The 13,552-nt window shown below is 69.4% G+C and carries 11 protein-coding genes; 6 read left to right on the top strand and 5 right to left on the bottom strand.

All coding sequences use genetic code 11. From position 1 onward, the window contains the following. Positions 1-87 precede the first annotated feature (87 nt). Together FHY06_RS03755 and FHY06_RS03760 are read left to right on the top strand one after the other, a co-directional pair. A complete protein-coding gene (locus FHY06_RS03755) occupies positions 88-1,032 on the top strand; it encodes a LysR family transcriptional regulator (protein ID WP_184603441.1) in 945 nt (314 codons plus the stop codon). A 57-nt stretch (positions 1,033-1,089) separates the two neighbouring features. Further along, the gene (locus FHY06_RS03760) at positions 1,090-2,313 is read left to right on the top strand and encodes an MFS transporter (RefSeq protein WP_184603443.1); all 1,224 of its coding nucleotides are present in this window, start codon (positions 1,090-1,092) and stop codon (positions 2,311-2,313) included. 20 nt (positions 2,314-2,333) lie between these two features. Here FHY06_RS03760 and FHY06_RS03765 read toward each other — a convergent pair whose 3' ends face one another. From FHY06_RS03765 to FHY06_RS03780, 4 genes are all read right to left on the bottom strand, one after another. Beyond that, positions 2,334-2,870 carry a methylated-DNA--[protein]-cysteine S-methyltransferase gene (locus FHY06_RS03765; protein ID WP_184603445.1) on the bottom strand — a complete coding sequence of 179 codons (537 nt, stop codon included), beginning with the start codon at positions 2,868-2,870 and terminating at the stop codon, positions 2,334-2,336. Then, on the bottom strand, positions 2,867-4,102 hold the full coding sequence (locus FHY06_RS03770) for a YbfB/YjiJ family MFS transporter (RefSeq protein ID WP_019652583.1): 1,236 nt from the start codon (positions 4,100-4,102) through the stop codon (positions 2,867-2,869). The genes FHY06_RS03765 and FHY06_RS03770 overlap by 4 nt, the downstream gene beginning before the upstream one ends. Before the next feature lie 68 nt (positions 4,103-4,170). Further along, a complete protein-coding gene (locus FHY06_RS03775; RefSeq protein ID WP_184603448.1) occupies positions 4,171-7,248 on the bottom strand; it encodes an FAD-binding and (Fe-S)-binding domain-containing protein in 3,078 nt (1,025 codons plus the stop codon). Positions 7,249-7,253: 5 nt separating this feature from the next. Further along, a complete protein-coding gene (locus FHY06_RS03780; protein WP_019652581.1) occupies positions 7,254-7,973 on the bottom strand; it encodes a GntR family transcriptional regulator in 720 nt (239 codons plus the stop codon). 121 nt (positions 7,974-8,094) lie between these two features. Here FHY06_RS03780 and FHY06_RS03785 point away from each other — a divergent pair, with 121 nt between their 5' ends. From FHY06_RS03785 to FHY06_RS03795, 3 genes are all read left to right on the top strand, one after another. Next, entirely contained in the window at positions 8,095-9,336 is a 1,242-nt protein-coding gene (locus FHY06_RS03785; protein WP_184603450.1) for a pyridoxal-phosphate-dependent aminotransferase family protein, read from the top strand. A gap of 118 nt (positions 9,337-9,454) precedes the next feature. Then, positions 9,455-10,432: a Bug family tripartite tricarboxylate transporter substrate binding protein gene (locus FHY06_RS03790; protein WP_184603452.1), complete on the top strand. Its 978-nt coding sequence runs from the start codon at positions 9,455-9,457 to the stop codon at positions 10,430-10,432. A gap of 152 nt (positions 10,433-10,584) precedes the next feature. After that, positions 10,585-11,355 carry a fumarylacetoacetate hydrolase family protein gene (locus tag FHY06_RS03795; protein ID WP_019652578.1) on the top strand — a complete coding sequence of 257 codons (771 nt, stop codon included), beginning with the start codon at positions 10,585-10,587 and terminating at the stop codon, positions 11,353-11,355. Here FHY06_RS03795 and FHY06_RS03800 read toward each other — a convergent pair. Next, complete coding sequence (locus FHY06_RS03800) at positions 11,304-12,266, bottom strand: LysR family transcriptional regulator (protein ID WP_184603454.1); 963 nt, start codon at positions 12,264-12,266, stop codon at positions 11,304-11,306. The two genes, FHY06_RS03795 and FHY06_RS03800, sit on opposite strands and share 52 nt — an antisense overlap. 93 nt (positions 12,267-12,359) lie before the next feature. Here FHY06_RS03800 and FHY06_RS03805 point away from each other — a divergent pair, with 93 nt between their 5' ends. Next, on the top strand, positions 12,360-13,550 hold the full coding sequence (locus FHY06_RS03805) for an MFS transporter (protein WP_184603457.1): 1,191 nt from the start codon (positions 12,360-12,362) through the stop codon (positions 13,548-13,550). The last annotated feature ends 2 nt before the right edge of the window (positions 13,551-13,552 follow it).

Consider the following 13,552-nt stretch of genomic DNA (forward strand, 5'->3'; position numbering starts at 1 on the left):
CGACGGGACGAATCGTAGGAATGGCTCATCTTTGAGTAAAGCGACCGTGCGGCATATCATTCATGACACCTGATCACGAATAGAAATATGCCCCTCGACGGACGCCTCCTCTCCAACGTCAGCGTGCTGGCCGCAGTGGTCGAAGGCGGCAGCTTCGCCAGCGCCGCCAATGCACTGGGCCTGACGCCCTCCGGCGTGAGCCGCGCCATCGCCCGACTCGAAGGCCGCATCGGCATACGGCTGTTCGATCGCACGACCCGCTCGCTGAGCCTCACCGACGAAGGCCGGCAGCTCTACGCCAACATCAATCCGCTGGTGCTCGGCATCGAGGACGCGGTGACGATCGCCGCTGGCGCATCGGGCGCGGTGCGCGGGCGCCTGCGCGTGAATACCGACGCCTTCACTTCGCGCCTGCTCCTGGCGCGGCACCTTCCGCGCTTTCTCGCGCAGTACCCGGAGCTCACGCTGGAGCTGATCGCACGCGACCAGCTGGGCGACCTCGTGGCCGAGGGCTTCGACATCGCGGTGCGCTTCGGCGCGCCGCCTTCGTCGTCGCTCGTTTCCCGCAAGCTGATGGATTCGCGCGTGGTCACGGTGGCTGCGCCGGCCTATCTCGCGCGGCACGGCCGCCCTGCGAAGCCGGCCGACCTCGCCGGCCACGCCTGCCTGCAGGTGCGCAACCCCGCCACCGGACAGCCGTACACGTGGGAGTTCCAGCGCGGCCGCAAGCTCGTCGCCGTGCCGACCACGGGGCGGCTGCTGCTCACCGATCCGGGGACCGTGCTGGAGACAGTCCTTTCCGGCATCTGCGTGGCGCAGATCAAGGCGGTGGGCATCCAGCCGCAGCTCGACAGCGGCGAGCTGGTCGACCTGTTTCCCGACTGGCCGGATGAGCGGCTCCCGCTCCATGCGCTCTATCCGTCACGCCACCTGCCGGCGGCGAAGGTGCGTGCCTTCATCGACTTCGTGATGGAGGTGGTGTCGCCAGCATCCAAGCCGATGCCGATGCCGATGCCAAAGCCGCAGCGCTGACGCTCGCTTGTCCGGAAACGGCCAGCCGACAACGTCTTCCGCCCGCACGATGCGGGCATGACTCCAACTCCCCTGCCCCGTTCCTTCCGCGACCTCGCGTGGTCCAACCTCGCCGCGCAGTCCGCAGAACAGCTGAGCCTTGCGGCCGTGCCGCTGGTCGCGGTGCTGGCGCTCGGCGCCGGCCCCGGCGAGATCGGCTTTCTTGCGGCCGTGCAGACGCTGCCGTTCCTGCTGGTCTCCATGCCCATGGGTCTGCTCGCGGACCGCATGTCGCGCCGGCGACTGATGGTCTGGGCCGAGGGCCTGCGGGCGGTGTCGCTGATCGTGCTGCTGGCGATGGTGTTCGCGTCGAAGCTCAGCATCGGCTGGCTCGCCGTGCTGGGGTTCCTGGGAGCCGTCGGCACTGTGGGTTTCAGCGTCGCGGCACCTGCGCTGGTGCCGGCACTCGTGCCGCGCGATGCGTTGGCGGCGGCCAACGGCCGGCTGGAACTCGCGCGCAGCGCGGCCTTCACCGCCGGGCCTGCACTGGCGGGCGCGCTGGTCGCATGGGCCGGCGCATCCGCTGCGTTCGTCCTGGCCGCAGTTCTGTCGGCGGCAGCGGTGGCCTTGCTGCTGCGACTGAGCGAGGCGACACGCGAACCCTCCGCCGGCCGTCATCCGCTGCTGGAAGTGCGCGACGGTGCGCGCTTCGTCTGGCAGCACGAGATGTTGCGTCCCATGCTGATGACCGGTGCGGTCTTCAACATATCCTGGTTCGTGCTGCAGGCCGGCTACGTGCCCTATGCGGTGCGCGTCCTCGGCCTCGGTGCTCAGGCGGTCGGCTTCACGCTGGCGATGTACGGCGCAGGAATGGTCGTCGGTGCGCTGCTCACCCCTCGCGTGGTGGCTCGCCTGCCATTCGGCCGCGCGATACAGGTCGGCCCTTCGGTCGCCGTTCTGGCCGCTGCGGCGATGGCCGCCACGCTCGTCGTGCCGACCGCGACGCTGGCAGCGCTCTCGTTCTTCCTGTTCGGCGCGGGGCCGATGGTCTGGGTCATCACGTCGACCACGCTGCGCCAGAGCGTGACTGCGGCCACGATGCTGGGCCGGGTGTCGGCCGTGTTCCTCACGATCAACGCGGGTGCGCGCCCCATCGGCGCCGCGCTGGGCGGCATGGTCGGCGCGGCATGGGGCGAACCGGCCTGCCTGCTGCTGGCGCTCGCGGGCTTCGGGCTGCAGGCGGCGATCATCTTCGCGTCGCGCATTGCGACGCTGCACCGGCTGCCGGTGCCTGCCATCTAGAAATCTGATGATCTAGCGGTCTAGAAGAGCGACGCCATCCCATTCGGCCGCGCATCCTCGATGTCCAGCATGCGCAGCTTGGTCAGCGCGCCGCCGCCCGCAGAAAAGCCGCCCGGCTTGTTGCCCGCGGCGAGCACGCGATGGCACGGCACCACCGGCGCGAACGGGTTGTGGCCCATCGCCTGCCCGACGGCGCGCGACAGGCCCTTGTCGCCCAGTTCCTCGGCGATCTCGCCATAGGTGCGGGTCTGGCCCGGCGGAATGCGCCGCGCGATCGCATAGATGCGCTGGTGGAATTCGGACACGCCGCTCATGTCGAGCTCGATGTGGCCCAGGTCGTCGCGCACGCCGCGCAGCAGGCCCTGGATGGCCTCGACGGCGCGCTGCGCCATCTCGTTCGGCGGGCCTTCCTGCAGGTCAGGAAAACGCTGGCGCATGCGCGCTCGCGTGGCGGCCTCGCCGTTGTCGGCAGGCAACTGCACGCCGACCAGCCCTCGCGGGCCCCATGCCAGCGCGCACATGCCGATGGAGGTTTCGAACAAGGCAAAGCCGCTCATTGCGATGCCTCCCGTTGCAGCGAATGCTGGCGCGATGCGAGCACCGCGCCGAGCCACAGGGCCATCGCCGAGGCCACGAGCCCGCGCGCAAGTCCGCCCGGGCCATCGGAGATCCAGCCCGTGACGGTCGGCCCGACGATCTGCCCCAGCGCGAAGATGATGGTGAAGGCGCTGATGCCTTGGGCCCAGCGCGATGGCGGCAGGTTGTGGCGCACCAGCGCGGTGGTCGATGCCACCACCGACAGGAACACCGCGCCGAAGAGCACGCCGGAGATCAGCGCCACCGGCGCCGCCGAACTCAGCACCGGCAGCAACGTCGCCACGCCGAGCAGCCCGTTGAGCAATGCCTGCGGCTGCCCGCCGCGATACCGGTCGAGCAGCCCCGCCCACAGCCGCGAAGACGCCACGCAGGCGATGCCGAGCAATGCATAGAACAGCGTGACGAAGCCGGCACTGGCACCCTGCTCGCGCAGCAGCGCGATCACGAAGGTCATGTAGCCGATGTAGCCCATGCCGAACAGGGCATAGCCTGCGAGCGCCCAGCCGAAGCGGTGCAGCGCGACCGGCGGTGCCGAACCCGGTGCTGCGACAGGTGCCGCCGGCGCGGCCGTCTGCTGCGGCATCGCACGCCCCGCCCATGCCAGCAGGCAGGTGGCCGCCGCGCTTGCCACCGCCAGCGCCCACCACGCCCAGGCCCATCCGTGGGGCACGCCCGCGGCCGCTCGCAGCACCTGCGGCACGAGCAATGCCGACAGCAGGATGCCGAAGCCGGTGCCGCCGTAATAGATGCCCAGCAGCAGGCCGCCTCGCGCCGATCCGGCTTCGCTGAGCCGGGCCGCCAGCAGCCCGCCCGCTACGAACACCCACGCGCTGGCCACGCCCGCCAGCAGGCGCTGCAGCAGCAAGGCCGATGCATCGGTGACGAAGCCGCTGCCCGCCATGAACACGCTGGCGAGCACCGCGCCGAACACCAGCAGCCGCGTCGCGCCGAAGCGCCGCATCAGCGCCGGCGTGCCCAGCGCACCGACGAGATACCCGACCGCGTTGGCCGTGTTCATGCCGCCTGCCAGCGCGTAGCTCCAGCCCAGGTCGGCGCGCATCGGCGGCAGCAGCAGCGCGTAGGCGAAGCGCGTGATGCCCAGCGACACAGCGGCGCCCATCGAGAGCGCGAAGGCCAGCCGCAGCGTGGGCTGGGCGGAGATGGAGGTTGGAGAGGCGAGCGTCGTCGGCATTGCGGTGGCGGGCGGCAGGCGAGGCCTATTCTGCGGCAGCAGCCGCCGGCCTGCAGGAGCCCGCCCGCTCAACCCGCTTCGGCCACCGGGTCGGCGTGCAGCAGATGCCGCTCCAGCAGCACGGCCACATGCACCGCCTCGCGCTGCGCACCGTCGCCGATCTGGTGGCGGCAGCTGGTGCCATCCGCCACCACGATGGCGCCGGGCTTCGCGCGGATGGCGGGCAGCAGGCTGGCCTCGGCCATCTTCATCGACACGTCGAAATGGCTGGCCTCGTAGCCGAAGCTGCCGGCCATGCCGCAGCACGAGCTTTCGATGAGCTCGGGCTGTGCGCCCGGGATCAGCTTCAGCACTTCCATCACCGGGCTCACCGCGCCGAAGGCCTTCTGGTGGCAGTGGCCGTGCAGCAGGATGGGCGCTTCGGCGGGCTTCAGGGGCAACTCGAAGCGCCCTTGCTTCAGCTCGCGCGTGATGAACTCCTCGAACAGCAGCGCGTGCCTGGCCACCAGTTCGGCCTTCTCGCCGAAGCCCATGACCAGCGCCTCGTCGCGCAGCGTGAGCAGGCACGAAGGCTCCAGCCCGACGATGGGCACGCCGGCGCGCGCCAGCGGCAAGAGCGCGTCGATCAGCGCCTCGGCCTTCTTCTTCGCCTCGTCGACCATGCCGCTGGCCAGGAATGTGCGGCCGCAGCAGTGGTGGCCGCCGCTCTTCTCCACCGTGTGCAGCACATAGCCCGCCGCCTGCAGCACGCGCGCGGCAGCGAATGCGTTCTCGCTCTCGAAGGTGCCATTGAAGGTGTCGACGAAGAGCACCGCCGTCTTGCCGCCGCGCCGCGCGATCGACAGCACCACGTCGCGCTCGACGAACAGGCCAGGCTCGCCGGCCTTGCCGCGCCAGAAGGTGTCGCCGCGCCATTCGGGCAGCGAGCGCTTCGCCGAGAAGCCCAGCAGTTTCTCGCCCAGCCATGCGGCGCCGGGCACGCTGTTGCGCAGGTTCAGCAGCCAGGGAAAGCGGCTGGCCCTGTGGGCGTAGTCGGGCAGGTTCGCCACCAGCCTGTCTTTCAGCGTGTGGCCGTGGCGCTTCTTGTAGTGGTCGAGAAACTCGACCTTCATCTTCGCCATGTCAACGCCGGTCGGGCAGTCGCGCCTGCAGCCCTTGCAGCCCACGCACAGGTCCATGGTCTCGTGCATGGCCTCGCTGGTGAAGGCATCGGGGCCCAACTGGCCCGACAGTGCCAGCCGCAGCGTGTTGGCGCGCCCGCGCGTCAGGTGCTGCTCGTCGCGCGTCACGCGATAGCTCGGGCACATGGTGCCGGCGTCGAACTTGCGGCAATGGCCGTTGTTGTTGCACATCTCCACCGCCTTGGCCAGGCCGCCCGTGCTGTCGCCACCGCTGCCGGGCGCGGTGGTCACTTCGGTCACGGGGTCGGCGTTGACGTTCCAGGCCGACCAGTCGAGCACCGGCTTGAGCTCGATGCGCCGGTACGGCTTGGGCGCCGTGGGCGGCGCGAAGCGGAACAGCGCGCCGTCGTCCATGCGCGGCGGGTCGATGATCTTGCCGGGGTTGAAAAGATCGATGGGGTCGAGCTTGCGCTTGATCGCGCGGAAGGCCTCGTTGAGGGCGGGGCCGAACTGCCATTCGATCCACTCGCCGCGGCACAGGCCGTCGCCGTGCTCGCCGCTGAATGCGCCCTTGTACCTGCGCACCAGCTCGCTCGCCTCCTCGGCGATGGCGCGCATCTTCGCGGCGCCGTCGGTGCGCATGTCGAGGATCGGCCGCACGTGCAGGGTGCCCACCGATGCATGTGCGTACCAGGTGCCGCGGCTGCCGTACTTGGCGAACACTTCGGTCAGCGCGTCGGTGTACTCGGCCAGATGCTCCAGCGGCACGGCGCAGTCCTCGATGAAGCTCACGGGTTTTCCGTCGCCCTTGAGGCTCATCATGATGTTGAGGCCGGCCTTGCGCACTTCCCAGAGGTTCTTCTGCCGCGCCTCGTCGGGCATCTCGACCACGCTGCCGGGCAGGCCGAGGTCGCCCATCAGTTCGACGAGCTGCTTCAGCTGCGCAAGCAGCAAGGCCTTGTCTGCGCCCGAGAACTCCACCAGCAGGATGGCCGCCGGCTTGCCGATCAGCGCCGTCTCGACCGTCGGCTTGAAGGCAGGGTTGGCCAGGCTCAGCTCGATCATGGTGCGGTCGACCAGTTCCACCGCCGTGGGCCCGAGCCTGACGATGTGCTGGGCCGAGTCCATGGCCGCATGGAAGGTCGGGAAGTTGACGATGCCCAGCACCTTGGCGCGCGGCAGCGGCGCGAGCTTGAGCTTCAGACTGCGGGTGTAGGCCAGCGTGCCCTCGGAGCCGATCAGCAGGTGCGCGAGGTTCACGCTGCCGTCGGCCGTGTAGGGCCGCTCGCTCTGGTTGTCGAAGATGTCGAGGTTGTAGCCCGCCACGCGGCGCATGACCTTGGGCCAGTGCTCGGCAATCGCCTCCCGGTGCTGCCGCGCGAGGCTGCGCACGAACTGCGCGATGCCTGCAGCGCGCACGCCCAGCGAGCCGACGGTGCCGAACTCGACCAGCTCGCCGTTCGACAGCCACGCGCTGGCGCCCAGCACGTTGTGCACCATGTTCCCGTAGGCGATGGAGCGCGAGCCGCAGGAGTTGTTGCCCGCCATGCCGCCCAGCGTGGCCTGCGCGCTGGTCGACACGTCCACCGGATACCAGAGCCCGTGCGGCTTGAGCTGCGCGTTCAGGTGGTCGAGCACCAGGCCGGGCTCGACGGTGGCCGTGCCCTCCTCCACGTTCACGTCGAGCACGCGGCGAAAGTGCTTGCTGTTGTCGATGACCAGCGCGGCACCGGTGGTCTGCCCACACTGGCTCGTGCCGCCGCCGCGCGCGAGCACGGGCACCTTCAGGTCGCGGGCAATGTCGATGGCGGTCGCGATGTCGCGCTCGTTCGTGGGCACGAAGGCGCCGACGGGTGTGATCTGGTAGATCGACGCGTCGGTGGCGTAGCGGCCCCGCGAGGCGTCGTCGAACAGCACCTCGCCCTGAGTCTGCGAGCGCAGGCGGCGCGCGAGCAGCTCGCAGGTGTCGTTGGGCGGACGAACGGTTCCGGCTGGCTGCATGTGGCTGGCGGGGTCGATGCGCATGGTGATCAGGTCGCTTTGGCAGGCTTGGCCGATCTGGCCGGCTTGGTGGGTGGATAGATCTCGCCTGCGCGCAGCAGCTCCAGCACGGTGTCGCGCTTGCGCAGCACGTGCGACACCAGCACCTTGCGCATGGCCTCGGCGTCGCGCTTCGAGAGCGCGTCGATCATCTGCTCGTGCTCCTCCACCGCGTGCTTCCACTTCGCCTCGTTCTGGTTGGTGCGAAAGCGCAGCGACTGAACGCGGGCGTTGATGGAGCGGTAGGTGTTCGACAGCACCGGGTTCGCCGCAGCCTCGTTGATCGCGGTGTGGATGCGCGCATTGAGCCGGTAGTAGCCCGAGAGATCGCGCCGCGAGAAGCAGGCCAGCATCTCGTAGTGCAGCGCGCGCACCTCGGCGAGTTCCTCGTCGGTGATGCGCCTGGCGGCCAGCTCGCCCGACATGCCCTCGAGCATGGCGAGCACCTCGAAGGTGTCGAGCACGTCGGCCTCGGTGAGCTTCACGGCCACCGCGCCGCGATTGGGCAGCAGGTCGACCAGCCCTTCGGCCGCAAGCAGCTTGATGGCTTCGCGCAGCGGCGTGCGCGACACGTTCAGCTTCAGGCACAGCTCCCGTTCGTTGAGCTTGGCGCCGGGCGCGATGAGCCCTTCGACCAGCATGGTCCGCAGGCGCGCGGCCACCTGGTCGTGCAGCGCGAGCCTGGAGATTTCGATGATTTCAGCTGTCATGGTTTTGTCCCTTGAACGCATTTTGAATGCAAAAAATCAGGCATACAACCCTGGATATTCAGGGTAAACCATCAAACAAGAATGCATTTTGAATGCAAAACTGAATGCGAAAGGAGAGTCCATGCTGCAACTCGACATCCATCCCACCGGCCGCCACTTCCTCCAGATTCCCGGTCCCAGCCCGGTGCCCGACCGCATCCTGCGGGCCATGAGCCTGCCCACCATCGACCACCGCGGGCCCGAGTTCGGCACGCTGGGCCTGAAGGTGCTGGGCGGCATCCGGCAGATCTTCAAGACGAAGCACCCTGTCGCCATCTATCCCGCTTCGGGCACCGGCGCCTGGGAGGCCGCGCTCGCCAACACGATGAGCCCCGGCGATCACGTGCTCATGTACGAGACCGGCCATTTCGCCTTGCTGTGGCAGAAGATGGCCACGCGCCTGGGCCTCTCGACCGAATTCCTCGCCTGGCAGGGCGCCGACGCACAACTGCCCCACGCCCCGAGCTGGCGCCGCGGCGTGCAGGCCGACCTCATCGAGGCCCGCCTGCGCAAGGACACCGAAAGGAAGATCAAGGCCGTGTGCGTGGTGCACAACGAGACCTCCACCGGCGTCACCTCCGACATCGCCTCGGTGCGCAAGGCCATCGACGCGGCGGGCCACCCCGCCCTGCTGATGGTCGACAGCATCTCGGGCCTGGCCAGCGCCGACTACCGCCATGACGAATGGGGCGTGGACGTGTGCGTCAGCGGCTCGCAGAAGGGCCTGATGCTGCCGCCGGGCATCAGCTTCAACGCACTTTCGCCGCGCGCGCTCGAGGTCTCGAAGACCGCGAAGCTGCCCAAGGCCTTCTGGGCCTGGGACGAGATCGTCGAGATGAACAAGGACGGCTACTGGCCCTACACGCCCAACACCAACCTGCTCTACGGCCTCTCGGAATCGCTGGACATGATCCTTGGCGAAGGGCTGGACAACGTGTTCGCGCGCCACCAGCGCTGGGCCGCCGGCGTGCGCGCCACCGTCAACGCCTGGGGCCTGCCGATCCAGTGCGCCGACCCGGCCGTGTACTCGCCCGTGCTCACCGGCGTGATCACGCCCGAGGGCGTGGATGCCGACGCGCTGCGCCGGCTGATCCATCAGCGCTTCGATCTTTCGCTCGGCACCGGCCTGGGCAAGCTCAAGGGCCGCATGTTCCGCATGGGCCATCTGGGCGACAGCAACGACCTGACGCTGGTGGCCATGGTCGCCGGCGTCGAGATGGGCATGAAGCTCGCGGGCATCAAGCTGGCCGGCAGCGGCGTTCAGGCCGCGATGGACCACTTCTCGAGCCACACGGCACCGGCCGCGCTGCAGAAAGCCGCATAGACAACAGGCTCGCAGCGCCATCGGCGCTGCACAGGCACGCGGCGCCACCGGCACTGCACAGGTGTCAAGGCGCGGATGGCGCGCATCGGATTCCCAACCCACGACGGAGACAAGGAAGATGCAGAGACGTTCGTTGATCCAGGCCGCGGGCGCCGCAGCCGCCACGCTGGGCGTGCCCCGGCTCTTCGCGCAGGAATGGCCGACCGGGCCGGTGCGCATCGTGGTCGGTTTCCCGCCCGGCGGCGGCACCGACGCGCTGGCCCGCGTGGTCGCGCAGAAGCTCACCACCATGTGGGGCCAGCAGGTGATCGTCGAGAACAAGGGCGGCGTGGCCGGCGTGCTCGCGGCCGACTACGTGGCGCAGCAGCCCAGCGACGGCAGTACGCTGCTGATGGCCCACATCAACAGCCACGCGCTCGCGCCCAGCCTGCAGCCCAAGCTGCGCTACAACGTGGAGCGCGACTTCGTGCCCATCGTGCTGGTGGGCGTCACGCCCAACCTGCTGATCGCCAACCCCACGCAGAAGGCGCTGTCGGTGAAGGACATCGTCGCCGCCTGCAAGGCCGCGCCCGGCACGCTGAGCTTCGGCTCGGCCGGCGCGGGCTCGGCGCAGCACCTCGCGCTGGAGATGTTCAAGCTGCAGGGCGGCGTCGATGCACTGCACGTGCCCTACAAGGGCAGCGGCCCGCTGCTGGCCGACCTGATGGGCGGACAGATCCAGTACAGCTTCGAGACCATGACCGCCGCCACGCCGCACGTGAAGAACGGCCGCGTGCTCGCCGTGGCGCAGACGCGCACCAAGCGCGCCAAGGGCCATCCCAACGTGCCGACCATGCAGGAGCAAGGCTTCCAGGGCTTCGAGGCCACCACCTGGTACGGCCTCGCCGGGCCGGGCAAGCTGCCGGCCTCCATCGCGCAGAAGGTGAACCGCGACGTGAACACCGTGCTGGCGATGCCCGACGTGCAGGAGCGACTCGATACCTACGGCGCGGAGGATGGTGGCGGCTCGCAGGACAAGTTCAGGCAGTTCATCGGCACCGAGATCGCGAAGTGGGCGAAGGTGGTGAAGGACGGGAACGTGCACGTGGAAACCTGAAGAACCTGGCTCACCCCCAGGCTTCGCGCACTGCGTGTCGCTACGCCACCCCCCTTCCGGGGGCAACACCTGAAGCCCGGCAAAGCCGGTTCCTCCGTGTTCCCGGAAGGATCGCCATTACCGGCCAGGTTTTTGCTGAGAAGATCGGGAAGATGACTCCATCCCAGACCGCCCTCACCGACGCACTCGTGGCCGCGCGCCGCGGCAACCGCACCCTCGACGCCACACCGTGGCTCGACACCCTCGAAGAAGCGGCGCAAGCCTATGAAGTGCAGGACGCCGTCGCGGCGGCGCTCGGCTGGTTCGACAGCCAGCCCGTGCCTCGCGCATGGAAGTCCGGCGGCGGCTCGCGCAGCGCGACGCTCACGCATGCGCCGCTGCCGCCTGCAGGCGTGCGGCAGGGCCCGGCCGATTTCAGCGACCTCGTGTTCCACACCCCCGGCATCGAGGCCGAGATCGCCTTGCGGCTCGGCCAGGACGTGACGCCTGCGCAGGCCGCGAAGCTCGATCACGACAGCGCCGCATCGCTCATCGACGCCATGGCGGTTTCCGTGGAGATCGTCGATGCGCGCTGGCAGGACCTGCCCTCCACGCCCGCCCTGCTGCGTCTGGCCGACTCGCAGGTGCACGGTGCGCTCGCGATCGGCGAATGGACGCCCTGCGCCGCCATCGACTGGGCCTCGCAGCGCTGCGAGACGAAGATCGGCAATGCCGAAGTGTTGGTGCGCGAAGGCACGCATCCGCTGGCCGATCCGGCGTGGCTGCTGCCGATCTGGCTGCGCCACATCACGCGCAGCGGGCAGACGGCGCCGGCCGGCACCGTCGTCACCACCGGCTCGTGGGTCGGCGTGCTGCCCTGCCGGCGCGGCGATCAGGTGACGGCCGAGTTCCCCGGCATCGGCGCCGTGCGCTTGATCGTGTAGCGCCCGCCTCCCACGCCCGAGCAGGCGACCAGGAAGTCGAGCACTGCCCGCACCCGCGCGGGCAGCGTGCCGGCCTTGCCGATGTAGACCGCGTGGATCGGCTCCACCTCGGCCGGATTGAATTCCTCCATCAGCGGCACCAGCCGGCCCGCGTCGATGTCGTGCTGTATGTGGTACAGCGACAGCCGCGCCACGCCCGCCCCCGCGATCGCCAGCTGGCGCAGTGTTTCACCGTCGCCCGCGCGTACCGCTCCGGCCACCGGCAGCCACTGCATGCGGCCGTCCACGCGCAGCGGCCAGTCGGGCGTGTTGCGGCGATAGCTCCAGCCGAGGCGGTTGTGCGCCTCCAGCTCCTGCGGCGTGCGCGGCGTGCCGTATTTCTCCAGGTAGGCGGGTGCGGCGACGATGGCCTGGCTGGTCTCGCCCAGGCGCCGCGCCACGAGGTCGGACGCCGGCAGTTGGCCCCAGCGGATCGCGATATCGGCGCGCTCGTCCATCAGGTCGACGATGCGGTCGGTCAGCGCGATGTCGAGCGTGATCTGCGGATGCATCTCCAGCAGGCGCGGCACCAGCGGCACCAGCTTGTGGTGGCCGAAGGAAACGCTGGCGTTGATGCTCACCCGGCCGCGCGGCGCGGCGCCGGCCGCGGCGCAGCGCTCGGCCTCGTCCATGTCGGCCAGCACGCGCAGGCTGCGCTCGTAGAACTCGGTGCCCTCCGGCGTGAGCTGCAGCTTGCGCGTGGAGCGGTGCACCAGTTGGATGCCCAGGCGCAGCTCGAGCCGCGCCACGAGCTTGCTCACGGCGGAGGGCGTCATGCCCAGCAGGCGCGAAGCGGACGAGAAGCCGCCCGACTCGACCACCTGCACGAAGGCCTCCATCTCCCCGGAGCGGTTGACGTCGATGCGCGGCATGGTGCCCCTTCAATCTGTGATTTCAACTCACAAGTCTGTGTACCAGCGGCATTCTAGTCATCGATGGCATTCGTCCCCACAGTACGGGGCATCATGCCAATCGCTCTACTTGCCCTCACCGCCGGTGCCTTCGGAATAGGCACCACCGAGTTCGTCATCATGGGCCTGCTGATGCAGGTCTCGACGGACCTTCACGTCTCCATCACGGCCGCCGGCCTGCTGATCTCGGGCTATGCGCTCGGGGTGGCGGTGGGCGCGCCGGTGCTCACCATCGCCACCCGCAAGCTGCCGCGCAAGACGGTGCTGCTCGCGCTGATGGCGATCTTCACGCTCGGCAACCTCACCTGTGCCCTGGCACCCAACTACGAGATGCTGATGGCCGCGCGCGTCATCACCTCGCTGGCGCACGGCACCTTCTTCGGCGTCGGCTCGGTGGTCGCCACCGGCCTGGTGCCCCCGGAGCGACGCGCCTCGGCCATCGCGATCATGTTCACCGGCCTGACCGCAGCCACGCTGCTCGGCGTGCCGGCCGGCGCCTGGCTGGGCCTGCATTTCGGCTGGCGCTCGACCTTCTGGGCCGTGACGCTGATCGGCGTGCTGGCCTTCGCGGTGCTCTCGGTCTTCGTCCCCCGCGTCAAGGACTCGGCCAAGCCCGCGCCGCTGCGCGAGGAACTGGGCGTGCTGGCGCGTCCGCAGGTGCTGCTCGGCCTGGCGATGACGGTGCTCGGCTTCGCCGGCGTGTTCGTGGTCTACACCTACATCCAGCCGCTGCTCACGCAGGTCACGGGTCTCTCTGAAACGGCGGTGTCGCCGATCCTGCTGGTGTTCGGCGGCGGCCTCGCCGTCGGCAACCTGCTCGGCGGCAAGCTGGCCGACCGCGCGCCGATGGCTGCCGTGTTCGGCACGCTGGTGGCGCTGGCGGTGGTGCTCGGCGCGATGCAGTTCACCATCGGCACGCCGTTCACGGCCGTGGTGTTCGTCGGACTGCTCGGGATCGCCTCCTTCGCCACCGTCGCACCGATGCAGCTGCGGGTGCTCGAAAAGGCTTCCGGCTCCGGCCAGAACCTCGCGTCGAGCCTCAACATCGCGGCCTTCAACCTGGGCAACGCCCTCGGCGCCTGGGTCGGCGGCGTGGTGATCGACCACGGTCCAGGGCTGCGCGCCCTGGGCTGGGTGGCCGCGGCGATCACCCTGCTGGGCCTGGCCATCGCACTTTGGAGCCGCGCGCTCGACCGGCGCGAGCCAGGCAATGCGCTGGCCGACTGCGCTTCGGCTCGAGCCTGAGC

Origin of the sequence: Variovorax atrisoli (assembly GCF_014195185.1) — a bacterium.
GTDB lineage: Bacteria > Pseudomonadota > Gammaproteobacteria > Burkholderiales > Burkholderiaceae_C > Variovorax > Variovorax atrisoli.

What these genes read in the sequence shown, in the direction of transcription:
- FHY06_RS03755 (WP_184603441.1), top strand. Translation starts at nt 88, where the DNA reads ATGCCCCTCGACGGACGCCTCCTCTCCAACGTCAGCGTGCTGGCCGCA.
- FHY06_RS03760 (WP_184603443.1), top strand. Translation starts at nt 1,090, where the DNA reads ATGACTCCAACTCCCCTGCCCCGTTCCTTCCGCGACCTCGCGTGGTCC.
- FHY06_RS03765 (WP_184603445.1), bottom strand. Translation starts at nt 2,870, where the DNA reads ATGAGCGGCTTTGCCTTGTTCGAAACCTCCATCGGCATGTGCGCGCTG.
- FHY06_RS03770 (WP_019652583.1), bottom strand. Translation starts at nt 4,102, where the DNA reads ATGCCGACGACGCTCGCCTCTCCAACCTCCATCTCCGCCCAGCCCACG.
- FHY06_RS03775 (WP_184603448.1), bottom strand. Translation starts at nt 7,248, where the DNA reads ATGCGCATCGACCCCGCCAGCCACATGCAGCCAGCCGGAACCGTTCGT.
- FHY06_RS03780 (WP_019652581.1), bottom strand. Translation starts at nt 7,973, where the DNA reads ATGACAGCTGAAATCATCGAAATCTCCAGGCTCGCGCTGCACGACCAG.
- FHY06_RS03785 (WP_184603450.1), top strand. Translation starts at nt 8,095, where the DNA reads ATGCTGCAACTCGACATCCATCCCACCGGCCGCCACTTCCTCCAGATT.
- FHY06_RS03790 (WP_184603452.1), top strand. Translation starts at nt 9,455, where the DNA reads ATGCAGAGACGTTCGTTGATCCAGGCCGCGGGCGCCGCAGCCGCCACG.
- FHY06_RS03795 (WP_019652578.1), top strand. Translation starts at nt 10,585, where the DNA reads ATGACTCCATCCCAGACCGCCCTCACCGACGCACTCGTGGCCGCGCGC.
- FHY06_RS03800 (WP_184603454.1), bottom strand. Translation starts at nt 12,266, where the DNA reads ATGCCGCGCATCGACGTCAACCGCTCCGGGGAGATGGAGGCCTTCGTG.
- FHY06_RS03805 (WP_184603457.1), top strand. Translation starts at nt 12,360, where the DNA reads ATGCCAATCGCTCTACTTGCCCTCACCGCCGGTGCCTTCGGAATAGGC.